Annotated in this window: 22 protein-coding genes; 16 read left to right on the top strand and 6 right to left on the bottom strand. The window is 75.2% G+C overall.

The window, feature by feature from the left end; translation table 11 throughout:
- Positions 1–122: 122 nt before the first annotated feature.
- Entirely contained in the window at positions 123–1,856 is a 1,734-nt protein-coding gene (locus tag D476_RS0110735; RefSeq protein ID WP_020380450.1) for an outer membrane protein assembly factor BamB family protein, read from the top strand.
- A 75-nt stretch (positions 1,857–1,931) separates the two neighbouring features.
- Here D476_RS0110735 and D476_RS0110730 read toward each other — a convergent pair whose 3' ends face one another.
- Positions 1,932–3,578: an OmpA family protein gene (locus D476_RS0110730; RefSeq protein ID WP_017623953.1), complete on the bottom strand. Its 1,647-nt coding sequence runs from the start codon at positions 3,576–3,578 to the stop codon at positions 1,932–1,934.
- Between the two features lie 212 nt (positions 3,579–3,790).
- Here D476_RS0110730 and D476_RS0110725 point away from each other — a divergent pair, with 212 nt between their 5' ends.
- From D476_RS0110725 to D476_RS0110695, 7 genes are all read left to right on the top strand, one after another.
- Positions 3,791–4,402: a helix-turn-helix domain-containing protein gene (locus D476_RS0110725; protein WP_017623952.1), complete on the top strand. Its 612-nt coding sequence runs from the start codon at positions 3,791–3,793 to the stop codon at positions 4,400–4,402.
- Between the two features lie 298 nt (positions 4,403–4,700).
- Entirely contained in the window at positions 4,701–5,879 is a 1,179-nt protein-coding gene (locus tag D476_RS0110720) for an NAD(P)/FAD-dependent oxidoreductase (RefSeq protein ID WP_017623951.1), read from the top strand.
- Positions 5,872–6,141, top strand: coding sequence for a (2Fe-2S)-binding protein (locus D476_RS0110715; protein ID WP_017623950.1), 270 nt, complete (start codon positions 5,872–5,874; stop codon positions 6,139–6,141). Before D476_RS0110720 ends, D476_RS0110715 begins: the two co-directional genes overlap by 8 nt.
- A gap of 265 nt (positions 6,142–6,406) precedes the next feature.
- On the top strand, positions 6,407–7,957 hold the full coding sequence (locus D476_RS0110710; protein ID WP_017623949.1) for an FAD-dependent oxidoreductase: 1,551 nt from the start codon (positions 6,407–6,409) through the stop codon (positions 7,955–7,957).
- A gap of 61 nt (positions 7,958–8,018) precedes the next feature.
- A complete protein-coding gene (locus tag D476_RS0110705) occupies positions 8,019–8,942 on the top strand; it encodes a dihydrodipicolinate synthase family protein (RefSeq protein ID WP_017623948.1) in 924 nt (307 codons plus the stop codon).
- A 1-nt stretch (position 8,943) separates the two neighbouring features.
- Positions 8,944–9,945 (top strand): proline racemase family protein, encoded by a 1,002-nt coding sequence (locus D476_RS0110700; RefSeq protein WP_017623947.1) that lies wholly within the window; start codon positions 8,944–8,946, stop codon positions 9,943–9,945.
- A 349-nt stretch (positions 9,946–10,294) separates the two neighbouring features.
- Positions 10,295–11,740 (top strand): alanine/glycine:cation symporter family protein, encoded by a 1,446-nt coding sequence (locus D476_RS0110695; protein ID WP_017623946.1) that lies wholly within the window; start codon positions 10,295–10,297, stop codon positions 11,738–11,740.
- Positions 11,741–11,787: 47 nt separating this feature from the next.
- On the opposite strand, the gene D476_RS0110690 is transcribed toward D476_RS0110695, so the two are convergent.
- Positions 11,788–12,213, bottom strand: a complete 426-nt coding sequence (locus D476_RS0110690) for a PPOX class F420-dependent oxidoreductase (protein WP_017623945.1) — start codon at positions 12,211–12,213, stop codon at positions 11,788–11,790.
- 326 nt (positions 12,214–12,539) lie between these two features.
- On the opposite strand from D476_RS0110690, the gene D476_RS0110685 reads away from it, so the two are divergent.
- Both D476_RS0110685 and D476_RS0110680 read left to right on the top strand, forming a co-directional pair.
- On the top strand, positions 12,540–12,845 hold the full coding sequence (locus D476_RS0110685; RefSeq protein ID WP_017623944.1) for a chorismate mutase: 306 nt from the start codon (positions 12,540–12,542) through the stop codon (positions 12,843–12,845).
- Between the two features lie 116 nt (positions 12,846–12,961).
- Positions 12,962–13,912 carry a hypothetical protein gene (locus D476_RS0110680; protein ID WP_017623943.1) on the top strand — a complete coding sequence of 317 codons (951 nt, stop codon included), beginning with the start codon at positions 12,962–12,964 and terminating at the stop codon, positions 13,910–13,912.
- Between the two features lie 24 nt (positions 13,913–13,936).
- Here D476_RS0110680 and D476_RS0110675 read toward each other — a convergent pair whose 3' ends face one another.
- The gene (locus D476_RS0110675; RefSeq protein WP_239648664.1) at positions 13,937–15,136 is read right to left on the bottom strand and encodes a hypothetical protein; all 1,200 of its coding nucleotides are present in this window, start codon (positions 15,134–15,136) and stop codon (positions 13,937–13,939) included.
- A gap of 107 nt (positions 15,137–15,243) precedes the next feature.
- On the opposite strand from D476_RS0110675, the gene ku reads away from it, so the two are divergent.
- Entirely contained in the window at positions 15,244–16,272 is a 1,029-nt protein-coding gene (gene ku / locus D476_RS0110670; protein ID WP_017623941.1) for a non-homologous end joining protein Ku, read from the top strand.
- 76 nt (positions 16,273–16,348) lie between these two features.
- Here the strand turns inward: ku and D476_RS0110665 are convergent, their stop codons facing one another.
- The gene (locus D476_RS0110665; RefSeq protein ID WP_017623940.1) at positions 16,349–17,308 is read right to left on the bottom strand and encodes an ATP-dependent DNA ligase; all 960 of its coding nucleotides are present in this window, start codon (positions 17,306–17,308) and stop codon (positions 16,349–16,351) included.
- A gap of 310 nt (positions 17,309–17,618) precedes the next feature.
- Here D476_RS0110665 and D476_RS0110660 point away from each other — a divergent pair, with 310 nt between their 5' ends.
- The 3 genes from D476_RS0110660 to D476_RS0110650 all read left to right on the top strand — a co-directional run bounded on the left by D476_RS0110660 (position 17,619) and on the right by D476_RS0110650 (position 19,535).
- Positions 17,619–18,317 carry a S1 family peptidase gene (locus D476_RS0110660; RefSeq protein WP_017623939.1) on the top strand — a complete coding sequence of 233 codons (699 nt, stop codon included), beginning with the start codon at positions 17,619–17,621 and terminating at the stop codon, positions 18,315–18,317.
- Between the two features lie 267 nt (positions 18,318–18,584).
- Positions 18,585–19,019, top strand: coding sequence for a hypothetical protein (locus D476_RS0110655; RefSeq protein WP_017623938.1), 435 nt, complete (start codon positions 18,585–18,587; stop codon positions 19,017–19,019).
- Between the two features lie 123 nt (positions 19,020–19,142).
- A complete protein-coding gene (locus tag D476_RS0110650; RefSeq protein ID WP_239648663.1) occupies positions 19,143–19,535 on the top strand; it encodes a transposase in 393 nt (130 codons plus the stop codon).
- Positions 19,536–19,594: 59 nt separating this feature from the next.
- On the opposite strand, the gene D476_RS39685 is transcribed toward D476_RS0110650, so the two are convergent.
- Together D476_RS39685 and D476_RS0110640 are read right to left on the bottom strand one after the other, a co-directional pair.
- On the bottom strand, positions 19,595–20,086 hold the full coding sequence (locus D476_RS39685) for a protein-L-isoaspartate O-methyltransferase family protein (protein ID WP_017623936.1): 492 nt from the start codon (positions 20,084–20,086) through the stop codon (positions 19,595–19,597).
- A gap of 221 nt (positions 20,087–20,307) precedes the next feature.
- Positions 20,308–20,775, bottom strand: a complete 468-nt coding sequence (locus D476_RS0110640; protein ID WP_239648662.1) for a hypothetical protein — start codon at positions 20,773–20,775, stop codon at positions 20,308–20,310.
- A 415-nt stretch (positions 20,776–21,190) separates the two neighbouring features.
- Between D476_RS0110640 and D476_RS0110635 the strand changes: the two genes are divergently transcribed.
- Together D476_RS0110635 and D476_RS0110630 are read left to right on the top strand one after the other, a co-directional pair.
- Positions 21,191–22,108: a LysR family transcriptional regulator gene (locus D476_RS0110635; RefSeq protein ID WP_017623934.1), complete on the top strand. Its 918-nt coding sequence runs from the start codon at positions 21,191–21,193 to the stop codon at positions 22,106–22,108.
- Between the two features lie 49 nt (positions 22,109–22,157).
- Positions 22,158–22,955, top strand: a complete 798-nt coding sequence (locus tag D476_RS0110630; RefSeq protein WP_449289401.1) for an AfsR/SARP family transcriptional regulator — start codon at positions 22,158–22,160, stop codon at positions 22,953–22,955.
- The last annotated feature ends 206 nt before the right edge of the window (positions 22,956–23,161 follow it).

The following is a 23,161-nucleotide window of genomic DNA, read 5'->3' as shown; positions in this document are numbered from 1 at the left end:
CGCAGTCGGCAGAAGTTCCACCACTCCAGCGGACGTGCCCCCCGTCAGGCGGGGAACCGGGCCGGTCGGCGGCCGCGTCCAACGGGGCGCGTGTTTCCGCTTGCCCCCTGGAGGACGAACCGATGAGCCCACGCTTTTGGCAGAGGCCGCGAGGAAAGCGGGGCAAGCGGGACGCGTGGGACGACGCCGCCGAGTTCGTCGCGTGGGCGGCCGACTCCCGCAAGGGCCAGGACACGCCCGGCGACGACGTCGAACGCGACGAGTGGGGCGTACCGCTCGACCGGTCGCAGGAGCGCGCCACCCTCCTGCGCTCCGACCTCCCCGGCTGGCTGCGCGTCTGGATGCGCGGTCCGCGCGGCTCCGACGCGCGCAAGGCGCTGCACTGGAGGAACCTGCTCCTCCTGCCGACCGCCCTGATGTTCTCGGTCATGATCGTCGCGGTGCTGGTCGCCTGGCGCATCGAACGCTGGACCGACCCGGTCACCGAGGTCGGCACCGGCGCCGTGGAGTTCTCCGGCGTCGCCTGGCAGAGCGAGGACGACACGCGTGTGCAAGCGCGCGAGGGCGCGGTCGCCGCGCACGGCGTGAAGGGGTGGGCGACCGATGACGGAGTCGTGCGCGCCGACTACCGCGGCCTGACCGCCTACGCGGCCGAGGACGGCGCCCCGATGTGGCGCTATGAGCCCGCACCGGATGAGATCTGCGCGGTCGACCAGGGGGTTGACCAGGGGCAGGCCCCTGGGGTGGTTGTGCTGCTGCTCGCCTTGGAGAAGGACGAGGTCGACCACCCCGACGGCGACGGGAGGCGGGTCCGCTCGTGCGATACGGCCGTCGCCGTCGACCTGTCCGACGGCCGGGAGCTCTGGCGGACCGGTGTCGACCGCGACCCGGAGGGCATCGTCACCGCGGCCGGGGTATGGACCGTGGGCGACCTGGTCCTGGTCCGCTGGGGAGAACACCTGTCCGCCATGGACGCCGCCACCGGCGAGCGCGTCTGGTCGGCCCCGGGGGCGGGCGGCTCGGAGGAGGACATGTGCACCCTGGAGTCCGTGCGGGCCCGCCCCGGGGAGGGCGACCTGGTCGGATGGGTGAGGTGCCTGGAGGACGGGGTGAGCCCGTACCTGGTCGTGCTGGACCCCGCCGACGGGTCGGAGCGGACGCGGGTGGAGCCGCCACCGGAGTACTCCGGTGGCACCCACGTCTACCGCCTGGTGTCGGCGGATCCGGCCGTGGTGGCGGTCGACGGGCTGCTGCACGACGACATCGGGCGGCATCTGCTGGTGGTGGACCCCGATACCGGCCGGACGCGGCGCATCGACGGTGAGGGAGGGACGGCCTCGGTGGTGTCGAGCCCGTGGGGGATCGACGTGGCCGAAGCCGGGGTGCTGGCCGAAGGGGGCACCGCTTTCGCGGCCACGGACGTGCGCGACGACACCAACCGCGCGGTGGCCTTCGACATCGCCTCCGGGGAACAGGCGTGGTCCGCACGGCTGCCCGAGAAGACCCGTGTGCGCCCGGTCGCGCTCGACGGAGACCGGCTGCTGGCGCTCGGCGCGGAGACGGTGCCCTCTGAGCCTTCTGAGCCCTCCGGACGGGAAGAGGAGTCGCCGGGCGGGGAGCCGGGTGGCGGGTCCGAGCCGGAGCCGGACGAACCGGTGACCACCGGCCCGGTCATGGCCTTCGACACGGCCACCGGAGCGGTCACCCGGATCTCTGGGGACATCGACCACGGGGTCGACATCGGCGAGAACGACCCGGAGACCGTGTGGGACGGCGAGACGGTCTACGTTCTCCCCGAACCGGTGGCCGCTCCTGAGGACGGCGAGCCGTCCCCGGCGGTCGTCGCCATCCGGTGAGGGAGGACCGCGAAGGGCTCCGGCCGCGGCCGGAGCCCTCTCACGCGCTCTGGTCGCCGCTCGCCCGGCCGGGCCTCACTCCTCGATCGGGATGTCCTCGAACGTGCCGAACGGCCCCGCGTTGAACGTCACCGACTCGACGTCAGGCGGCGGGGCGGGGACGTAGTAATAGCCGTACTGCGGCGTGTCCTTCTGCCGGGTCGGCGGGAACGGCGCCGCGCCGACGGCGGCGTAGTGCCGGTCCTCCCTGTCGGCCTTGACGTCGATGTAGGTGGTGCCGGTCGCCGGATCGGTCACCGAGAACGGGAAGTTCCCGAACCCCGAGTTGAGCGGGGCGTCGGTCCGCGCCAGCCGCTCGCCGTCGTGCGCGATCGCGAACCGCGTGACCAGGAAGGCGCCGTCCCGATAGAACGGGTAGACCTCGATGCTCCACGTCCTCTTGTCGGCGCCGACGTAGGGCTGGGCGATGCCTTCCTCGGACGCCACGGGTTCGAGGTCGGCGTGCGAGTGGAAGGTGCCGGGCCCCTCGACCTCCTCGGGGTCGGTGCGCCCGGTCTCCACCTCGCCCTCCTCCTCGGTCTCGGTCTCGGTGACGACGTCCTCCTTGAAGGCGTAGGAGATCTCCACCCGGCGGTTCGCCGCGCGCGCCTCCTCGTCGTCGTCACCGCCCTCCGAGCGGACCGGGTCCGAGGAGCCCTTGCCGACGGTCTCGTACTCGTAGCCCGAGCCGAGCCCGTCCTCCAGGATGTCCTTCACGGCCTCGGCACGCTGCTCGGAGAGTTCCTGGTTGTAGGCGTCGTCCCCGATACCGTCGGTGTGGCCGGTGATGGTGATCGGCGGCTTCTCCGGGTCGGCGCGCTCACGCGTCTCGTCGATGACGTCCTTGAGGACGTTCGCGGCCTGGCCGTTGACCTCCGCCTTGTCGAACTCGAAGAGCACGTCGGTGCGCAGCGCCACCGTCTCCCGCTCGGTGTCGGTGTCGCGCTGCTGGACCACGCCCACGGTCGTCCCGGTGAGCTCCCGGTACCCCTCGCCCTCGTCCAGGGGCTCGGGGTCGCCGACGGCGACGGGGTAGGTGAAGGTGTCGCCCTCGCTCGGCGCCTGTTCAGGCGGCTCGGTCGGGTAGTCCTTGGGCTCCCCGTCGACGACCGGGACCCCGGCGAACTCGCCGATCCCGCCCGGGGCGCGGACCGTGACCGTGTCGACGCCCTCCTCCAGCGGGGGCGAGAAGACGACGATCTCGTAGGTGACGCCGGGGATCCACTGGTCGTCGCTGAACCGGGGGAGCCGGGTGCCGAGGTCGGTGTAGACGCCGTAGGCGTGTTGGCGGACCGTGTCGATCAGTTGGAACTGGCTGAGCGAGCGGCTGGCGGCCGCGTGTGAGGAGAAGATGTTCTGTTCGACGTCCACCGGTTCGTCTTCGAGGCTGGTGAACTCGATGGTGGTGCGCGTCCGGTCGTCGAGCCGGGCGACCTCGGTGATCTCCACGCGCGCCTTCAGGTAGGTGTCCCATTTCCCGACATGGCCTTCTTGGACGAATCCGCCGTCCGGGACCGAGGGGCCGGAGCCCTCACCGCCGCCGTCCTCCTTTCCGTTCTCCTGAGCCGAGCATCCTGTCAGTACCAAGGCCCCGGCGAGGGGGAGCGAGACCAGGGCGAGTGCGCCCCGCCCGGGTCTGTGCCCGCCGTTCGGTGCGTCGGTGCGCCTTCCGTGTCCGTGCATAGGGGGTCTCCTCTTCCGGGTCCGTATCCGTCGGGTCGGTATCCGTGGCCCCGCGGGGTGCCATCCGAGGATTCGGACGCACCCCGTGCACGGATGGTTCTCATGCGCACGCGAATCGTCATCGGCGAGGCGCAGGTGCGGCGCGGTGGCGGGCGGGGAGCCGCTGCGGCCCCCGCCCGGTACCCTCCTGGGGACCGAGCCGAGGAGGTGCCGTGGAGCGGGAACGGGGCGGCCGCGTGCTGGCCGCCAATCTGCGGGTGCTGCGCGAGCGGTCGGCGCTGTCGCTGTCGGAGCTGGCGCGCCGCTCCGGCATCGCCAAGGGGACCCTGTCCCAGCTGGAGTCCGGCTCGGGCAACCCCACCATCGAGACGGTGTTCAGCTTGTCGAACGCTCTGGGGGTTCCGGTCTCGTCCCTGCTGACCGAGCGCGAGGACCCCGAGGTGGTGCTGGTCCGCTCGGACGGCCTGGAGGTGCTCAGCAGCAACGCCGTCGACCTGCGGATGCTGCGCCGGATGGACCTCACCGAGCGCGTGATCGAGCTCTACGACCAGCGGGTCCGGCCGGGGGAGCGGCAGTACTCCTCCGGCCACCCCGGCCGCGAGCACGTGGTGGTCACCGACGGGGTGCTGCGTGTGGGCCCGCCGGAGTCGCCGTATGAGCTGAACCCCGGCGACTACGTGTGCTTCCCGGCCGATCGCCCGCACATCTACGAGACCGTCGGCGGCCCGGTGGTGTCGGTGCTGCTGCTGGAGTACCCGGCCGACGCGGGCCCGCCGACCCTGGGCGGCTCCTGCCCCGCCGAGGGCGCCGCCCGGAACGGCTGAGCTGAGTCGGCACCCCTGGGAAGTGCCCGGACGTGTCGGGCCGGACCGGGGGCCGCCACGGGGCCGACGGCGCTTTCGGCGGCGCTTTCGCCGATATCTTTGCAGGTGGGGTCTGTGGCGCGGGCAGGGACGGATCCGACGGGGCGCCCCTGCCGTGCCTCCGCTCGCGTGCGCCCTGGCCCCCTGTGTCCCCATGGCGCATCCGGGGGAGAGTGCCCAACGGGGGGATTGACGTAGATCACACCGGCTGCCTAACCTCGCGGTGTTCATTTCATTGAACACCCATTGGGGGTGCGACGTGACCGGACACCCGGACGCCGTCGTGGTCGGCGCGGGCATCGTCGGCGCCGCGTGCGCCGAGGCCCTGGGCCGGGCGGGGCTGCGCGTCACCGTCGTCGAACGCGGCGCCCCGGCCGGGGCCACCACCGCCGGCGGCGAGGGCAACGTGCTCGTCTCCGACAAGGAGCCCGGCCCCGAGCTGGAGCTCGCCCGGTCCTCCCTGCGCCGCTGGCCGGACGTCCTGCGCGGGGCCGCCGCCGTCGCCCCGGACGCCCCGGACCCCGAATGGGACCCCAAGGGTGGACTCGTCGCGGCCCTGGGCGGAGAGGCCGGGGAACCGCTCACCGCCTTCGCCGCCGCCCAGCGCGCCGCCGGGGTCGACGCCCGCGCCATCGGCGGCGGCGAGGCGCGCGAGCTGGAACCCGGCCTGTCCCCGGAGGTGGGCGCGGCGGTCCTCTACCCGCAGGACGCCCAGCTCCAGCCGGTCGCCGCCGCCGCGGCCCTCCTGGCGGCCGTGCGCGCCCGCGGCGGCGAGGTGCGCCACGGCACGGCCGCCCTCGGCCTGGTACGCGGCGCCTCCGGCGCGGTCGCGGGCCTGCGCACCGACCGGGGCGCCATCCCGTGCGGGGCCGTCGTCAACGCGTGCGGCCCCTGGGCGGGCGAGTTCTCCCGCCTGGCCGGCGCCCCCGTCGACGTCCGTCCGCGCCGCGGCATGGTGCTCGTGACCGCTCCGCTCCCGCCGGGCACCGTGCGCCGGAAGGTCTACGACGCCGACTACGTGGGCGCGGTGGGTGCGGGCGAGGCCGACCTGCGCACCTCCACCGTGGTGGAGTCCACGCACGCGGGGACCGTACTGATCGGCTCCAGCCGCCAGCGGGTCGGATTCGACGACACCGTGCGGGTGGAGGTGCTGCGCGCCATCGCGCGCAAGGCCGTGGCCCTGTTCCCGGCGCTGGCGCGGGTCCCGGTGATGCGCGCCTACGGGGGCTTCCGCCCCTACACGCCCGACCACCTGCCCGTCATCGGGGAGGACCCGCGCATCCCCGGCCTGTGGCACGCGACCGGCCATGAGGGGGCGGGCATCGGCCTGGCCGCGGGGACCGGGCACCTGCTCGCCGCCCTGTTCACCGGCGCGCCCACCGACACCGACCCGCACCCCTTCCGCGTGCTCCGAGGAGAGGAGACCGGCCGTGAGTGAGTATCTGACCGTGACCGTCGACGGGGAGCGGGTGACGGCCGTCCCGGGACAGACCGTGGCCGCGCTCCTCATCGGGCTCGGGCGCCGGTCCTGGCGCACCACCCGCGGTGAAGGGCGGCCGCGCGGGATCTTCTGCGGGATCGGGGTGTGCTTCGACTGCCTCGTCGTCGTCAACGGCGAACCCGACGTCCGTGCCTGCCGCCGCCGCGTCGCCGACGGGGACGCCATCCGCGTCCAGCACGGTGCGCAGACCCCGTCATGACCGCGCGTCGGCCGGTGGCCCCCGTGCACGTCCGTCATGGGACGGCGCGCAGGAGTCGCGGGGGCCGGGCGCGGACCGGGGCACGGCCGTGTGGGCCGCACTCGCCCCGGCGGGCGCCCGAAGAGGCGGCAGGGCTCGGGGTGGGGCGGAGGCGCCGCCATCGGACCCTGCCCGCCCACCCCGACGCCTGTACGGCCATCGCCGCGGAGGATCGGCCCGCGGGAGGAAAAGTGACCGGAAACCCGCGTGGATCGGAGACCCAGTCATGACCGTGCATCCACCCGTCACCGTCGTCGGTGCCGGTCCCGCCGGGCTGGCCGCCGCCAGCGCGGCCACCGCCGCCGGGGCCCGGGTCCGCCTCATCGATGCCGAGCCCTCCCCAGGAGGGCAGTACCTGCGCGGCGACGCCCTCGGCCGGGCGTACGACGGCGCAAAGGTCCACGGCGCCCGTGTGCCCGACGGCGTCGACTACCTTCCCGACACGGAGGTGTGGGCGCTCGAACCGCTCCCCGGCGGCGGTGCCCGCCTCCACCTGCGCACCGGCCCCGCCGACGGCTCAGGGGGCGCGGTCGGCGCGGGCAGGGCCGACCCGGTCGGCCGCCCGGGGCCCTCCACCGGTCGGACCACGGGGGAGCCCGACGCCGCCCCGCCGTCGGGTACGACGGCAGACGACCGACCCGGCCCGATGGGCGTCCGAAGCGCCCCGTCCACCCGGCCCCGGGCGGACGATGGCCGTGCCGCGCCGTTGGAGGCGACCTCCACCGTCGCCGTCCACACCGTCGACGCCCCGGTCCTGGTCCTGGCCACCGGCGCGCACGACCGCGTCCTGCCCTTCCCCGGCTGGGACCTGCCCGGAGTCGTCACCGCCGGAGCCGCCCAGGCCCTCGCCAAATCCCAGCGCACCGCCATCGGACACAACGCGGTCGTCGCCGGGACCGGTCCGTTCCTGCTCCCCGTCGCCCGCTCCCTGCACGGCGTCGGCGCACGTGTGGCCGCCGTCCTCGAAGCGGGCGCCCCCGTCTCCGGCTGGCTGGGCGACCCCGGAGGCGCCGCCGCGGGCTTGGGCAAGCTCGGCGAACTCGCCGGACACACCGCCGCCCTGGCACGCCGCCGCGTCCCCTACCGCACCCGCACCGCCGTCATCGAGGCCCACGGCGACGGCGCCCTGGAGGCGGTGACCACCGCACGCCTCGACCCCCGATGGCGCCCGCTCCCCGGCACCGAACGCACCATCGCCGCCGACGCCCTCTGCCTGGGCTTCGGGTTCACCCCGCGCCTGGAGGCGGCCATCGCCGCGGGGTGCGCGACCTCGGGCGGATTCGTCCGCGTCGACGCGGCACAGGCCACCTCGGCGCGCGGAGTGTTCGCCGCCGGAGAGCCGACCGGCATCGGCGGCGCGGCGCTCGCCGCCGCCGAAGGGGAGGTCGCCGGAACGGCGGCCGCGCGCGCCGCCGGACACCCCGTCGCCCCGCCCCTGGGCGCCCTGCGCCGCGTCCGCACGGGCCGCAGGTTCGCGGCCGGGCTCGCCGCCGCCCACCCCATAGGCCCCGGCTGGAAGGAATGGCCGCGAGACGACACCCTCGTCTGCCGCTGCGAGGAGGTGGCCCTGCGCGACCTCCACGCCGCGGCCCGCTCCGCCCCGGGCGGCCGCGCCTTCAGACTCGCCTCCCGGGCCGGGCTGGGCCTGTGCCAAGGGCGGGTGTGCGGGCGCAACACCGCCGAACTCATCGGCCTCACCGACGAGGACGCCCGGCGCTTCGACCGCCGCCCCATCGCCGTCCCCATCCGCCTCGGCGACCTCGCCGACGACACCTGACCCGCCGCCCGGTCCACGGGACCCCCTACGACCGCCGCCACCACCACCAGGGAGAAGCACCATGCCCGATGAAAGGCTCGACGGCGTCATCGTCGCCACCGCCCTGCCCTACGCCCCCGACGAGCGCGCACCGGCGGGCCTACGCGTCGACCTCGACGCCTACGCCGAACACTGCCGCTGGCTCATCGACAGCGGGTGCCGGGGCGTGGGCCCCAACGGCTCCCTCGGCGAATACTCCTCTCTGGAGCCCGACGAGCGCCGGGCCGTCGCCCGCACCGCCGTCGAGGCGGTCGGCGACGACGGGGCCGTCGTCGTGGGCGTCCACGGCGTCGGAGCCCACCAGGCCCGCATGTGGGCCGAGCGCGCCGCCGAGGACGGCGCCGACGGCGTCCTGTGCCTGCCGCCCACCATGTACCGCGCCGACCGCGCCGCCCTCCTGCACCACTTCGAGCAGGTCGCCTCGGTCGGACTGCCCGTCATGGTGTACAACAACCCCATCGACACCAAGGTCGACCTGGCCCCCGGCCTCGTCGCCGAGATCGCCGCCATCGACAACGTCGTGGCCGTCAAGGAGTTCTCCGGGGACGTGCGCCGCGTCCTGGAACTGCGCGAACGCGTGCCGGACCTGGCCGTCGTCGCCGGGGCCGACGACGTCGTCCTGGAATCCCTCCTCATGGGCGCCACCGGCTGGTTCGCCGGGTTCCCCAACGTCTTCCCCGCCGCCTCGGTGCGGCTGTACGAGCTCGCGCGCGCCGGGCGCCTGGACGAGGCGCGCGCCCTGTACGAGCCCCTGGTGGGCGCGTTCCGCTGGGACTCGCGCACCGAGTTCGTGCAGGCGATCAAGCACGGCATGGACATGGTCGGCCGGTACGGCGGCCCCTGCCGCCCGCCGCGCAGCCCTATCACCGGGCAGCGCCTCGCCGACTTGGAGGCCGACATGCGCCGCGCCATGGACCACCTCGACGCGCACCCCGTGGCGGCCTGAGATGCGGGCCGCACGCTACCTCTCCGCCGTCGACTCCCACACCGAGGGGATGCCGACCCGCGTCATCACCGGCGGCGTGGCCCCCGTGCCCGGGGCCACCATGGCCGAGCGCCGCGCCCACTTCGCCGAGCACCTGGACCACATCCGGGAGCTGCTCGTCAACGAGCCGCGGGGGCACCCCGCCATGAGCGGGGCGATCCTCCAGCCGCCCCTGCGCCCCGACGCCGACTGGGGCGTGCTGTTCATCGAGGTCTCCGGCCTGCTCCCGATGTGCGGCCACGGCACCATCGGGGTGGCCACCGTGCTGGTGGAGACCGGGATGGTGGAGGTCTCCGAGCCGGTCACCCGCGTCCGCCTGGACACACCGGCGGGCCTGGTCACCGCGGAGGTCGCCGTCGAGGACGGGAGGGCCGAGGCGGTCACCTTCCGCAACGTCCCGGCCTTCGCGGTGGAGACCGGCGCCTCGGTCACCGTTCCGGGCCTGGGCGAGGTCGCCTACGACATGGCCTTCGGCGGCAACTTCTACGCCATCGTGGACATCGCCGACCTGCACATCCCCTTCGACCGGGCCGAGCGGGACCGGATGATGGACGCCGGGACGGCGATCATGGCGGCCATCAACGAGCAGGCGCCTCCGGTGCACCCGGCCGACCCCGGGATCTCCGGGTGCAAGCACGTGCAGTTGGTCGCCCCCGGGCGGGACGGGGCCGACGCCCGCAACGCCATGGTCATCCACCCCGGCTGGTTCGACCGCTCGCCCTGCGGCACCGGCACCAGCGCGCGCATGGCCCAGCTGCACACGCGCGGAGAACTGCCTCTGGACCGCGACTTCGTCAACGAGTCCCTGATCGGGACGCGCTTCACCGGCCGCCTCGTCGAGACGGCCGAGGTCGGCGGCGTACCCGCCGTCGTCCCCACCATCACCGGCCGCGCCTGGATCACGGGCATGGGCCAGTACCTCCTCGACCCCCGGGACCCGTTCCCGCGCGGGTTCACCCTGTAGCGCCCGGAGAGCCCCTGACCAGACGGGGCGCGGAGCCGCCGGACCGAAGCCGCGGGGCGGCGTCCGGCAGCGGGTGCGGGCTCGCGTGACGGCCGAAACGGCCCGTCCGCACGAGGCGGAGCGATCCTCGGCCCCGTTCCCACGCCCCCGTCCCGTCAGGGCCTCCCGGTGCCACCGACGCGGGGCCGGCCGCCCGGCCGCGCCCCGCCCATCCCCCACGGCCCGTACCGCTCGCGCCTCCAGGGCCCGGCGCTCGTCCTGCGCGCATTCGCGAATGCCGACCGGCCGAGCCGTCCCCCCTGAGCGGCGCCGACGGGCCGACCCACGGACGACCGGAAGGCGGTCCGCCATGGATTTCCTCGTCGCGCTCAACGACCGGCTCTGGGACCCCCTCGTGGTCCTCGCACTCGGGCTGGGACTCGTCCTGACCGTCCTCACCCGGGGCGTACAGTTCCGCCGCATCCCCGACATGCTCCGCCAGATCCGCGGAGGCGGCGGCACCGAGGCGGGCGTCTCCTCCTTCCAGGCGCTGATGCTCACCCTCTCCAGCCGCATCGGCGTCGGCAACATCGCCGGGGTCGCCACCGCCATCGCCGCCGGAGGCCCCGGCGCCCTGGTGTGGATGGCGGTGATGGGCCTCCTCGGCGGCGCCCTCGCCTTCGTCGAGGCCACCGTCGCCCAGATCTACAAGCGCCGCGTCGACGGCCGGTACTGGGGCGGTATCCCCTACTACATCGAGCGCGGCCTGGGGCGGAAGTGGCTCGCCGTCGTCGCGGCGCTCACCGCGCTCACCCTGTACGCCGTCCTGGCCCCCGGCGTGCAGGCCAACAGCATCACCGCGGCGTTCGACACCGCCGCCGGTGTCGACCCGTGGATCACCGGCGCCGTCCTGACCGCCCTGCTCGGCTCCATCATCGTCGGGGGGCGGGCCCGCATCGTCGCCGCCGCCGACAGGCTCGTGCCCGTCATGGCCGTCGGCTACATCGCGGCGGCCCTGGCGGTACTGGCGGCCAACGCCTCGGCCGTTCCCGGGGCGCTGCGGCTCATCGCGGCCAGCGCCGTCGGCGCCGACGCGGTCTTCGGCGGCATCGTGGGCGCCGCCGTGGCCTGGGGCGTGCGGCGGGCGGTCTTCTCCAACGTCGCCGGGGTCGGCGAGGGCACCTACGGCGCCGCCGCCGCAGAGGTGTCCCACCCGGTCAAGCAGGGCCTGGTACAGGCGTTCTCGGTCTACATCGACACGCTGTTCGTGTGCACCGCCACCGGGCTCATGATCGTGGTCACCGGGAACTACAACGTGACCGCGCCCGACGGGAGCGCGGTGGTGGAGCACCTCCCGGGAACCGAGGCCGGGCCCGCCTATACCCAGGGCGCCGTCGGCACGCTCTTCGCCGGTGCCGGTCCGCTGTTCGTCGCGCTGGCGCTCGCCCTGTTCGCGTTCACCGCGCTGATCGCCTTCACCTTCATCGCGGAGACCAATCTGACCTACCTGTTCGGGGCGGCGCCGCCCCGGGCCGCGCTGGCGGCCCTGCGCGGGGCGGTGCTCGCGGTCACCTTCTCCGGGGCGGTGCAGTCCGCCGACCTGGTGTGGGCGGTCGGCGACGTCGGGTACGCCTCGCTGGCCTGGGTGAACATGCTGTGCCTGCTGTTCCTGGCCAGGCCCGCCCTGGCGGCGCTGCGCGACTACGACGCCCAGCGCAGGCAGGGCCGCGACCCGGTGTTCGACCCGGAGGCGGCGGGCGTGCGCGGCGCCGACCTATGGGAGCGGGGCGGCGCACCGCGCCGACCGGAGGCCTGACACGCCCCCCCCTGGGGCGGCCGCAGCCCGGCCGCCCCAGGACGCGTTCACCCCGTCATGTCGAAGTGCGCGATGACCTTGTCCGGGCGCAGGCGCGCCACGACCTCCCCGGGGACGCCGTTGCGGCGGCCGAACTCCTCGGCCCGCTCGCGCCCCATGTAGCGCGCGGCGATCTCCGTAGCCGTACGCAGCAGCTCGCCGGGGTCCTCCGAGAGCGTGACGCGCCCCTGCACCTGGACGAACGCGAACGGCGGCTCCTCCAGGTCGACGCTGATCGCCACACGCGGGTCCCGGGCCATGGAGCGCCCCTTGGCGGTCTCTCCGCCGGTGTTGAACACGATGTCCCCGTCCTCGACGATGAACCAGACCGGAGCCACGAGGGGGCGGCCGTCCGAGGCGGTGAAGGCGAGCTTCGCGGTGCGCGTGCCCTCCATGAGGAAGTCGCGCACGCGGGTGTCGTTCAGCGATGGCATACGAGCACCGTAGTCCGGGGCGGCCGCGCGGACGGTGCACGGGCATGTGTGTCGTGGAACCGGGGACCGGTCGTGCCGCAGGGGGCGGAGCTCCCGCGCGCTTGCGCTACACTCTCCGTCGTGACCTGCCACGAGCACCGCTATACGTTTACCGAGCCGGCCCGGGTGCGGCCGGCCGCTGGAGCGTGAGCAGAGCGGTCGACGGGTCCCGAGCCGGCTGAGAGCGAGAAGGCGACGCCTTCCGCTCTTTTTCTTTTTCCAGCGGTCGGCTCCCCTTTGGCCAGGTGGGCGGTCGGCCGCCCTCAAGCCGAAAGGAACCAGCGACGATGACCCCCACCAACGGCGCCGCCGATCCGAACGCCCCCCGGGTGCAGGAGCTGCGCGGGCGCATCGACCAGGTCGACGCCCAGCTCGCCGAGCTGCTCGAACGGCGCGCGCTGCTGGCCGCGCAGGTGCAGCGCCTCAAGCCGGTCGGCGGGTACGCCGGACGCGACGAGAACCGCGAGCGCCGCCTCGTCGCCGCCATGGCCCGCCGCGCCCCGAGGCTGGGGGAGCGGCGCCTGTCCCGCATCATGCGCGCCGTGATCGAGGCGGGGCTGGACGCCGCCGAGCAGGACCGGTCTCCCGCCTGACCACCGGCCCGGCCGGGGCCTCCGGCCCCCGCCTTTGCAGGGGGCCGTGGCCGACCACGGGAGTGCGTGGTAAGAGAGGGGCGTCCTGGAACGGGCCCGAGCGCACGGAGGTGGCCGTGGCCGACGGAAGGGCACCGGCCGCCCGCACGCGGCCGCCGGTACCGGTGACCCCCACGACGATGGAGCTGCTGCGCACCGGCCCCTTTCACGATGCCCTGCGCGCGGCGGTCGAGGACAGCGGGCTGACCCTGGAGGGCCTGCAGCGGCGCATCCGCATGCGCGGGGTGCGGGTCAGTCTCACCGCCCTGAGCTACTGGAGGCAGGGCCGCAGCAGACCCGAGCGCCCCGACTCGCTTCGCGCGCTCCGCGCCATCGAGGACATCCTGCGCCTCCCCGACGGCGCGCTGCTCGCGCTCCTCGGGCCGCCCCGCCCGCGCGGGCGCTGGGCCCACCGGTCGGCAGGCGCGCTCTCCGCCCCTGGCGGCCCCGTGCCCTTCCCGCCCGGTACCGGGGCCCCGGTCGCCTGCGACACCGCGCTGCGCGCGTTCTGCCAGATGGACAGTGTCCGGGTGGGGGCCGACCGGTCGATTCGCAGGGTGAGCACCCGCATGGTGCTGCGCGCGCTGGACGAGGGGCCCGAGCGGTGCACGGTCGTCTACAGCGGAGAGCCGGGCGTTCCCCCCTCGGCCATCCGGCCGGAGGCCGTCGAAGGCTGCACGCTGGGGCGGGTGCGCCGCCACCCGCACGACCCCCTGGTCGCGGCGGAGCTGCTCTTCGGCCGCGCGCTGCACGCCGGGCAGACGCACCTCATCGAATACGCCTTCACCATCACCGACCCGACCGCCAGCAGGGACTTCCGCAGGGCGTTCCGCTATCCCGCGCAGACCTACGTCCTCGACGTCCGCTTCGACCCCCGCGCGCTGCCGAAGAGGTGCTTCCGCTTCTCCCAGCCGGACCCCGCCTCCCCCGAGGTGGTCGAGGGCGAGCTCGACCCGGAGCCCCGCGGGTCGGTGCACATCGCCGAACACGGCATGGGCGGCGGGGTCCTGGGCATCGGCTGGGACTGAGCGCCAGGCGGTTCACCGCCGGGTTCACCGCTGCGCCGAGAAGGCCTCCACCATCTGGCGGAAGTCGTCGTCGGCGTACAGGGCGATGCTCCTGGCCTCGTGGTCCACCTCCACCCGGACGGGCCGCAGGTCCGGTCGGCCGTCGGGGCCGCCTCCCGGGCGCCACCAGAACACCCGGTCGGTGATGGGCTTGTCCCCCTGGACGAAGTGGGCGGCCACGTCCTGCAGGGTCTCCAGCGCGGCGACCGGGTGGTGCCCCCCGATGGGGTGGGCGATGACCACCTGCGGAACCGGCAGGATGACGAGGGCCCCCGACGGCGGCACCCCGCCCAGCGCCCGGTCGAGCGTGTGCACGTGCGCCGCCATGTACGGGTGCTCGCCCCCGATGTGCACCAGCGGGAGCCCTCCCGGCCCCTCGTGCGGAGTGATCTCCGCGGGCTCGTCCACCGAGTTGCGGATGGCGGCCTGGAACGCCCCTTCGGGGGAGGCGCCGGTCTGGTCGAGGGCGGAGCGCTGGAGTGCCTGCACGGTGTCGGGGAAGTCGACGGCGACCGTCTCCCACAGGCCCGGAGCGAGTTCGCGTGTGACGAGTCCGGCGCGCATCTCCTCGGTCAGCGCCGACTCCGGGTACAGCCGCAGGCGCAGCGCCTGCACCCCCTCGCCGGAGACGGTCTCGGGCTGGTGCGTGACGCGCCCCAGGTCCCGTGCGCAGTCCCGGGCGAAGTCCGCGGCCAGCGCCTCGGCCTCGGCGGCCGGGCGGCCCTCGACGGCCGAACGGTAGCCGCGCGCGTCGATCTTGGCCGCGAACCCGTCCGGCGTCTTCAGCCCGATCGTCCCCGGGTCGAGGAAGACCGCCGAGAAGCCCTGCCCCTCCAAGGCCCGCAGCACCGTGTGGCCTGCGCCGTCGTCCTGCGGCAGCGGGTAGTGCGTGCCCAGCGGCACGCCGCGGCGCCGAAAGCCGCGCATCATGCCGCGGACCACGCCCGCGGCGAACTCGGGCAGGTCGCCGGGCGGCAGGCCGCCGGCCTCCCGGAAGGCGTCGGCCAGTTCCAGGTCGGTGGTGCCGCCCCCGGGCAGTGCCACCCGGATCCCGGCGGAGCCGATGTGCTCGGCCTGGATGCGCTCGCGGGAGAAGGCCTCCAACAGGGCGGAGGCGAAGTCCGGCCCAGGGGCGCTCGCGGCGGCGCGGTGCCGGCCGTGCGCCGGCGTCATCTCGTCACTCACGTTCCTGCGACGCTGTGGGCCCCCGCCGCGGTTCCCGTTCCCCTTTACCCGGACGGAGCCGCGCTTTACCCGGTGCGGGTGATGATGGCGGTGAGGGGGTGGCTACCGTGGTCAATCCTGTCTGGACCGGCACCCTGACGTTCGGCATGGTGTCGCTGTCGGTGCGGCTCTACAGCGCCCGCGAGCGGCACGGCCCGGTCATGCACCAGTTCCAGCGCGGGACCTCGGACCGGATCCGCTACAAGCGGGTGAACGAGCGGACCGGGAAGGAGGTCTCCCGGGACGACATCGTCCGCGGCGCGCGCGTGGACGAGGACGACGGGGAGGACTATGTGGTCCTGGAACCCCAGGACCTCGAGTCGATCCTCCCGGCGCGCTCGCGCGCGATGGAGATCCGCGGGTTCGTCCCCCGGCAGCAGGTCGACCCGCTCTGGTACGCGGCGACGTACTTCGTCGGCCCCAAGGAGCGCGCCGCCGCCAAGCCCTACCGGCTGCTGTGCTCGGCCCTGGAGCGCACGGGGCGGCTCGGGCTGGCGACGTTCATCATGCGCGACCGCGAGCACCTGGTCCTGGTGGGGCCGCAGCAGGGCGTGCTCTCGGCGTCGACGCTGTGGTGGCCCGACGAGATCCGCGCCCCGGAGGACGTGATGCCGCCGATCGCCGAGGCCGACCTGAACGAATCGGAGCTGGGACTGGCCGAGCAGCTCGTGGAGGCGATGGCGGCGGACTGGGAGCCGTCCGACTACAGCGACGCCTACGAGCAGCGCCTGGAGGAGCTGATCGAGGCCAAGGGCAAGGGCCGCACGATCAGCTACCAGGAGGAGGAGCCCGAGGAGAGGGGCACCGTCGTCGAGTTGACCGACGCCCTGCGGGAGAGCCTGAAGGACCGGAAGAAGAACGGGAAGGGCTCGGGCGGCAAGCAGAAGGGCGGCGGGTCCACGCGCGCGCGTGCGCCCAGCCCGCGCCGCGCCCAGGAGGGGGAGGACGCGGCGGGGCGGCCCGCCAGACAGACGAAGAAGGAACTGCTCAAGGAGGCGGGGGACCTGGAGATCCAGGGCCGCTCGAAGATGAGCAGGGACGAGCTGGCCGAGGCCGTGGAGGAGGCGAGGAACGCCCCATCGCGCGCGGCACGCTGAACCGTGCCCCCGTCGGCTCCGCCGCGCCTCCTCAGACGCGGAGCGTCCTGTGCCCGGTGTCCCGCGCCCGTGCCCGTCAGCCGCCCGCGTCCGATTCGATCTCCAGGCCCGGGGGCACGTCGCCCGGCGCCAGGTCCGGGCGGGGACGGATGTAGCGCACCAGGTGGCGCCACTTGCCGCCCGCCACCGAGACGTCCGGCTCGATCTCCACCACCAGCTCCGGTTCGACACGCGTGTAGGGCTGGCGCGACTCCCGGCCCCAGGCCGGGCCGAGGGTGCGGGGCCACGGGTGGTCCTCGCCCGCCTTGGCCAGAAGGCCGTCGAGCCCTTCCCGCTGCGTCTCGTCCAGGTCGGAGGTCCGTCCCACCGGCCGCAGCGCACCCGTCTCCGGGTCGCGGCGCCCCAGGATGAGGGCCCACGGATGGTCCGGACGGCCCACCACGCCCCCCACCACGGCCTCGGTGGTGGTGACCCGCTTGAGCTTGTCCCACCCCCGGCGCCCGGGCCGGTAGGCGCGTCGGCCGTCCTTGATGACGAGCCCCTCGATCCCCGTGTCGGCCAGCCCGTCGAACCACTCCCGCGCCGTAGCCGGGTCGCCGGTCTGCCAGCCCAGGACCAGGTGCGGGTCGTCGACGCCGTCGAAGAGCCGCTCCAACCGGGAGCGGCGGTGGCGCAGCGCGCGCCGGGTGAGGTCGGCGCCGTCCTCGCGCAGCAGGTCGAAGAGCACGATGTGGCACGGCTCCTCGGCCGCCAGGCGCCGGGCCGACCGGGGGGAGGCGCGGTTGCGCCGCTGCAGGGCGGCGAAGTCCAGGCGGCCGTCGGCCCAGCGGACGATCTCGCCGTCGGCGAGGACCCCGCCGGGCAGCTGGGCCTCCAGGGCGGCGGCGACCTCGGGCCAGCGCGTGTCCAGTCGGCGGCCCCGCCGCGACATCAGGCGGGTGGGGGCGGTCGACGCCAGCGCGCGGAAGCCGTCCCACTTCGGCTCGTACACCAGGTGCGGGCCTTCGGGCAGGACCGGCACCGTGCGCGCCAGCATCGGTTCCACAAGGACACCGTGCCCGGCCGCTGTCCAGGGCAATCGTGGAAAGGACAGGGGCGGGGGCGCGGCCCGCCCCCTCGGCCCGGGGGCGGTCGCCGCAATGGGCCTAGATGGGCCTAGGCAGGGGAGGGCCCCGCGCCTATCGTCGCGACTGTCCCGCCGCATCCGGCGGCCGCGGCGCCGCGCCGACCGGCGCGCCGCGCCCACGGGCGGGAAGCGACCGCGCCCCGCCCCACCCCCGACGTCCTCCCACACCGCGAGGAACGCCATGTCTTACATCCCCCGCACCCTGCGAAGGACCCGGCCCGTGGAACGGAGCCCGCACGCCCGGAGGGCGGCCGCCGTCGGCGCCGCGGCCCTGGCGGCCGTGTTCGCCGCCGCGCTCCTCGCGGCACCGGCCCCCGCCGCCGCGGACGGGGCCGCCACCGGGCAGGTGCAGCAGGCGCAGATCGTCGCAGGAGACCCCTTCATCAACACCTCCGCCCCCCACTCCCGCTGCACGATCGGCGCCGTCGTCACGGTCGGCTTCCTGGCCGCCTCGACCTGCGGGTCGGCGGGCGACAGGATCAGCGGCCGCGACGGCGGCACCGGGACCGTCGCCTGGAGCTCCAAGGAGAGCGGGGTGCTGCTCGTCGAGGCCGACGACAACTGGAGGCCCACGCCCTACATCAACACCCACGGCGGCGGGCGGGCCGTCGTCCGCGGGACCACCGAGGCACCCGTGGGTGCCGGGGTCTGCCGGACCGGGTCGACCACCGGGTGGCACTGCGGGATCATCCAGGCGAAGAACCAGACGATCCGCACCCCCGACGGGACCGTGTACAACGTGACCCGCACCAACGTGTGCGCCGAACCCGGGGACCAGGGCGGGGCCTTCTACTCCGGCGGCCACCTCCAGGGGCTCACGCTGGGCGGCTCGGGCAACTGCGCGTCCGGCGGAACCACCTTCTTCCTGCCCATCGGCCCGATCCTGGCCCGGTACGCACTGACACCGGTGACCGGCTAGCGTCGAAGGCGATCGGCGGGCGCCGATCGGCGGGCGGTCCCGGCGGTGGCGCCCCGGTCCATGCGGCGTCCACGGCCGGAGCCGCCCGCGCTCCCGACCGCCCGGAGGGGCGGGGGCCGGATCGAGGGGGATCCGTTGCCGAACGGCGCCCGATCCGTGACGCCCGAATGGCGCTCCAGAGCGACAATGGAGCCCAGAAGTGGTAGAGGAGCCCGCGCCCGGCGGGAGGTCCGCGCGGACGTGCGGCCCTCACGGGAGGTGGATGCCATGTCCACGATCGCTCACGCCCGCTCGCACGCGCTCGTGCACGCCTGGCGGGGCCTGGTCTCCGGCCTGGCGGGCGGTGTCGTCTTCGGGGCCCTCATGGCCGCCACCGGCATGCTCCCGATGGTCGGCATGCTGGTGGGCACCGAGAACGCGGTCGCCGGAGGTGCGGTGCACCTGGTGATCTCGGCCGGGTTCGGCCTGGTCTTCGGCCTGATCGCGGGCGCCATCGCCGACCGCCCCGGCCCGGTACTGGCCGCCGGCGCGGTCTACGGCGCCTTCTGGTGGGTGGTGGGAGGCCTGGCCCTCATGCCGGCCATGCTCGGCATGCCGCTGTTCGAGATCACCGCGAACGCATGGACCAGCCTGTTCGGCCACCTGCTGTACGGCCTGGTCACCGCGGCCGTCCTGATGTGGATGAGCCACAAGGAGGTGTGAGTCGCGACCGGGGCGCCGCCCCCGCCCGGCGCGGGGCGGCGCCCCCGCGCGCCCCGGCGGGGGAGCGGCCGCCCGGCCCGCGGCGGTGGCGCGGCCGCGCCGTGAGTGGCAAGCTGGTGAGGCGTGGCCGTACGAGACCGAATCACCGATACCGAATGGTCCCTGCTGGCGCCGCTGATGCCCGTCGGCGCCGGAGAAGGAGAGGCGCCGGGGGACTTGCGCCCCGTGGTCGAGGCGGTGCTGGAGCGCCTGCGCACCGGGTGCCCCTGGCACGAGTTGGGCGGCCCCGCCGCCGAAGGGGCGGCCGCCGCCGAGTGGTACCGGCGCTGGAGCGCCGACGGCACCTGGCAGCGCATCGCCGACCGCCTGCGCATCGATCCGGCGACCGGCCGGAGCCTTGTGGACAGGCCCCAGGTCGAGGCGGCGTGCGCGGTGCGCCCCGCGCCCGTCGCGGTGTGGATGGGCGCCAGGTGCACCCTGCGGCGCACCCGACGCCCGCACGGCGGCCCGCACTGAGGGGGCCGCACTGAGGGGCGCCGCCGTCCGGCGGCGCCCCGCTCCGGCGGGCGCGTCCCTCACATCCGCGGAGGCACCGCGGCCCGGCCGCCCGGGGCGAGCTGTGCCCGCCAGGCGGCGGGCGGGTGGCCGAAGAGGTCGGTGGACACGATCCGGTCGTAGGGGGCGCACCGGGCGTACCCCTGGTCGGGGCGGGCGATGAACACCTGCGCCGGGCAGCCCGCCTGGGCGAGGCGCCAGCGCGCGGCCGCCGCCTCCACGGGGTCCGCGGCGGTCGCCGTCACCAACGCGGGGTCGCCGGTCCGGTGGCAGATCAGGGCGGTGGCGTAGCCGCTGCCGCAGCCCACGTGCAGGACCCGCATGCCCGGGCCGATGTCGGCGCTGTCCAACACCGTGAGCAGGGTGGCCAGGGCGGGGTCGGGGCCCATCGGGTCCGCGGACCACAGGGGCCGCGCGGAGAAGAGGCGGCGGGGGACGGCGGCCACGGCCGGGCGCCAGGCGGCCGGTGCGTAGCAGGCGGCGTGGGCGCGGGACAGGGCGGTGGTGGACACGGGGGCACTCCCGGTGCTCGGGGACGGGGGCAGGGCGCGAGCGGGGTGCACCTAGAGTAGTCGCTCCGCGCAGGTCCGTGAGGGGCGGGGGAAGGGGACGGGGGCGTCCCTCCGAAGACCGCTGCGGGGCCTGGCGGACGTGTCCGGGGCCGTGCGTCCCGGGCCGCCCGTGCCGGGCGGCCGCGTCCCGGCGGGGACGGCCGCGCCGACCGGGTGCGCCGTCAGCCCGCGGTGCGGGGGTAGCCCGGGATCGCCCGGCTCACGAGCCACGTCACCACGCCGCACCCGGCCCCCACCAGCGTGCCGACGACCAGGCTGCTCACGAAGGAGAACCCGCGCATCAGGAACTCCTCGGCCGCGCCGGGGAGCGCCCCCTCCAGGTTGCCGCCCAGCGCAGGCGGCGCTTCGAAGGCCCAGGCCCAGGTGACCTGGTGCGTCACCGCCAGCAGCACCCCGTAGGCGACGCCCACCGCGATCAGGGTCACCAGGGGGTTGGGGACGCGCCGCCACAGGGCGACCGCCACCCACACGGTGAGCGGCGCCCAGACCAGGAAGGCGTTGCCCACCGCCCCCACGAGGTCCAGATCGTGTGCGACGACCCGGGGGACCCCGAGCAGGGCCAGTCCGATGATCCCCGGTACCGGAAGGCCCAGACGCCCTCGGGAACCCTGCGCTGTTCGACCGCTCACCTTCACTCCTCCTGTCGCACTCTCGCACTCGCACGGGGCCGCACCATGCGCACCGCCGTACGCGTCCGCGACGAGTGAGCCTAGGTAGCCGCCCCCCGTCCGCGCCTCACTCTGTGCGCTGCAATCGGTCTACATCGCGGGGTGTACGCGGACGGCCGCGCGTGCACCTCTGGGTGTTCCGACCGCGCGCACGGACGGTGTCCCCAGGGCCCCCACCGCACCGGTGCGGCCTCCGTTCGGCCGGGTCGGCGCGGTGGCCCCGGCCCTGAGCCGAGGCCGCCGAGAGTTCCGCCGTTCCAGCGGAGGCCGCCGTGCCCACCGGAGGGGCCCCCGCCGGAGGCGGCCCGCGCGGAGCGGGCCGGGGCTCCGGGCGCAGCGCCCCGGGGCCCATCATTCCGCCGATAGAATCGGCGGAATGAGCGATCGGACCACCAATGGGCGCCCCGACCTCGACCAGCTGCGCACCTTCCTGGCCGTCTACCGGGCGGGCTCCCTGACCGCGGGGGCGCGTCTGGCCGGGGTCTCCCAGCCCACAGCCACGGCCCAGGTCCGGGCCCTCGAAACGCGGATGGGCCGCCAGCTCTTCGAGCGCCTGCCGCGCGGCGTGGCGCCCACCCCCGTCGCCGACGACCTGGCCGGGCGCCTCGCCGAGCCGATGGACGCCCTGGAGGCGGTCGCCGGGACCCCCGACGCCCCCGCCCCCGTCCCGCCCCTGCACCTGGGCGGGCCCGCCGAGATGCTCTGCGCCGCGGGCCTGCCCGCGCTGGCGCCCCTGGTCGAGAAGGGGGTGCGCCTGCGGGTGGCCACCGGCCTGGCCGACGACCTCCTGGCGGGGCTGCGCGCGGGCCGCCTGGACCTGGTCGTCTCCTCGGTGCGGCCGCGCGGGCGCACCCTGGCCGCCGAGCCGCTGGCCGACGAGGACTTCGTGCTCGTCGCCGCCCCCTCCTGGGCAGAGCGGCTGGACCGGGACCGCCTGGCCGCCGAGGGGTCCGCCGCCCTCGACGGCGTGCCGCTGGTGTCCTACGCCGAGGACCTGCCCATCCTGCGCCGCTACTGGCGCCACGTCTTCGGGGAGCGGCTGACCGCCACCCCCGCCATCACCGTGCCCGACCTGCGCGGCGTGGCGGCGGCGGTCGCGGCGGGGGTGGGGGTGAGCGTCCTGCCCCGGTACCTGTGCGTGCGGGAGCTCGCCTCGGGCGCCCTGGTGGTGCTCCTGGAGCCGGAGGATCCGCCGATCAACACCGGGTTCCTGGTCCAGCGCACGGGCGCGCAGACCCACCCGCACCTCGGCCTGGTGCGCGACCGGCTCAAGGTGGCCATGCGCCTGTGCTGAAGGACGGCCGGAACCGCCCTGTGCACGGAGGATCGCGGAATGTAAAATTATGATCGCCCATTGTGATGGCCCCGTGGCGGGGCCGTCGCGACCGGTGCCCGGCGGCCGCCGGACACCGCGGGCCCGAACAGCGCGGAGACGGACCGACGGAGGCGGACCGACAGTGAGGCCATCCCCCGCCCGTCCCTCTGCCCGGCCTGCCCGGAGCGGCGAGGCCACCGGCGGCACCGCATTCCGGATCCTCGGCCCCGTCCGGGCCGAGCGGGCCTCGCACCCCGTCCCCCTTCCGGGGGGCAAGCAGCGCACGCTCCTGGCCGCGCTGCTGGCCCGGACCGGGGCGGGGGTGCCCGCAGGCGAACTGGTGCCCTACATCCTCAGCGGAGGCGGGCCGGAGAACCCCGAGGCGGCCGTGTACACCTACGTCGCCCGGCTGCGCAGCGCGCTGGCGCGCCATGCCGAGTGCCCCGGCCTCATCCGCACCACTCCGGACGGCTACCGTGCCGACCTGGGGCCCGACCGGCTCGACCTGCCCGCCTTCCGCGGCCTGGTCCAACGCGCACTGCAGCGCATCGACCGGGCGGACCTGCGCGGCGGTGCGGCGGACCTGNGGGGGGGGCCCGCAGCCGACGGCCTGGGGTCGGCGGCCTTCCGCAGAGCGGTGGCCGAACCGTTGGAGGAGGAGGCCGTCAGGGCGCTGGACCGCTATCTGGACGTCATGTGGGCCCTGGGGGAGAGGGCGGACGCGCTGGCCGAGCTGCGGGGGATGGCGGCGGTCCACCGGGGCAGGGGAGCCCTCGGGCGGAGGCTGGAGGAGACGCTCCGGAACTGCGGCGACGGAGCCGCGTGAAGGCGCCCCGCCTCCGGCGGACGCCGTCGCCCCGAGCCCGATCATCGGCAACCGCGCGGATTCGTCTTGGTTTGCGCGCATAAACCGAACACCGGTGGGCAAAAGATGCGGCAAGGGTTGCATCGGCCGGGTGGGGCGGGACTTCGGTCCCGCCCCACCCGGTTCTTCTGTGCCGCATTCCGTCCGGCCGCTCCGGCCGCCGTGCG

Source organism: Nocardiopsis chromatogenes YIM 90109, assembly GCF_000341185.1.
Classification (GTDB): Bacteria; Actinomycetota; Actinomycetes; order Streptosporangiales; family Streptosporangiaceae; genus Nocardiopsis_A; species Nocardiopsis_A chromatogenes.
The sequence above is the reverse complement of the archived record's forward strand: the minus strand, read 5'-3'. Positions and strand labels throughout refer to the sequence as shown.

Bases quoted from the DNA above. Each gene is read 5' to 3' on its own strand.
- D476_RS0110635 (WP_017623934.1), top strand. From the start codon at position 21,191: ATGAGCGATCGGACCACCAATGGGCGCCCCGACCTCGACCAGCTGCGC.
- D476_RS0110700 (WP_017623947.1), top strand. From the start codon at position 8,944: ATGCGGGCCGCACGCTACCTCTCCGCCGTCGACTCCCACACCGAGGGG.
- D476_RS0110735 (WP_020380450.1), top strand. From the start codon at position 123: ATGAGCCCACGCTTTTGGCAGAGGCCGCGAGGAAAGCGGGGCAAGCGG.
- D476_RS0110705 (WP_017623948.1), top strand. From the start codon at position 8,019: ATGCCCGATGAAAGGCTCGACGGCGTCATCGTCGCCACCGCCCTGCCC.
- D476_RS0110690 (WP_017623945.1), bottom strand. From the start codon at position 12,213: ATGCCATCGCTGAACGACACCCGCGTGCGCGACTTCCTCATGGAGGGC.
- D476_RS0110655 (WP_017623938.1), top strand. From the start codon at position 18,585: ATGTCCACGATCGCTCACGCCCGCTCGCACGCGCTCGTGCACGCCTGG.
- D476_RS0110695 (WP_017623946.1), top strand. From the start codon at position 10,295: ATGGATTTCCTCGTCGCGCTCAACGACCGGCTCTGGGACCCCCTCGTG.
- D476_RS0110730 (WP_017623953.1), bottom strand. From the start codon at position 3,578: ATGCACGGACACGGAAGGCGCACCGACGCACCGAACGGCGGGCACAGA.
- D476_RS0110685 (WP_017623944.1), top strand. From the start codon at position 12,540: ATGACCCCCACCAACGGCGCCGCCGATCCGAACGCCCCCCGGGTGCAG.
- D476_RS0110665 (WP_017623940.1), bottom strand. From the start codon at position 17,308: ATGCTGGCGCGCACGGTGCCGGTCCTGCCCGAAGGCCCGCACCTGGTG.
- D476_RS0110710 (WP_017623949.1), top strand. From the start codon at position 6,407: ATGACCGTGCATCCACCCGTCACCGTCGTCGGTGCCGGTCCCGCCGGG.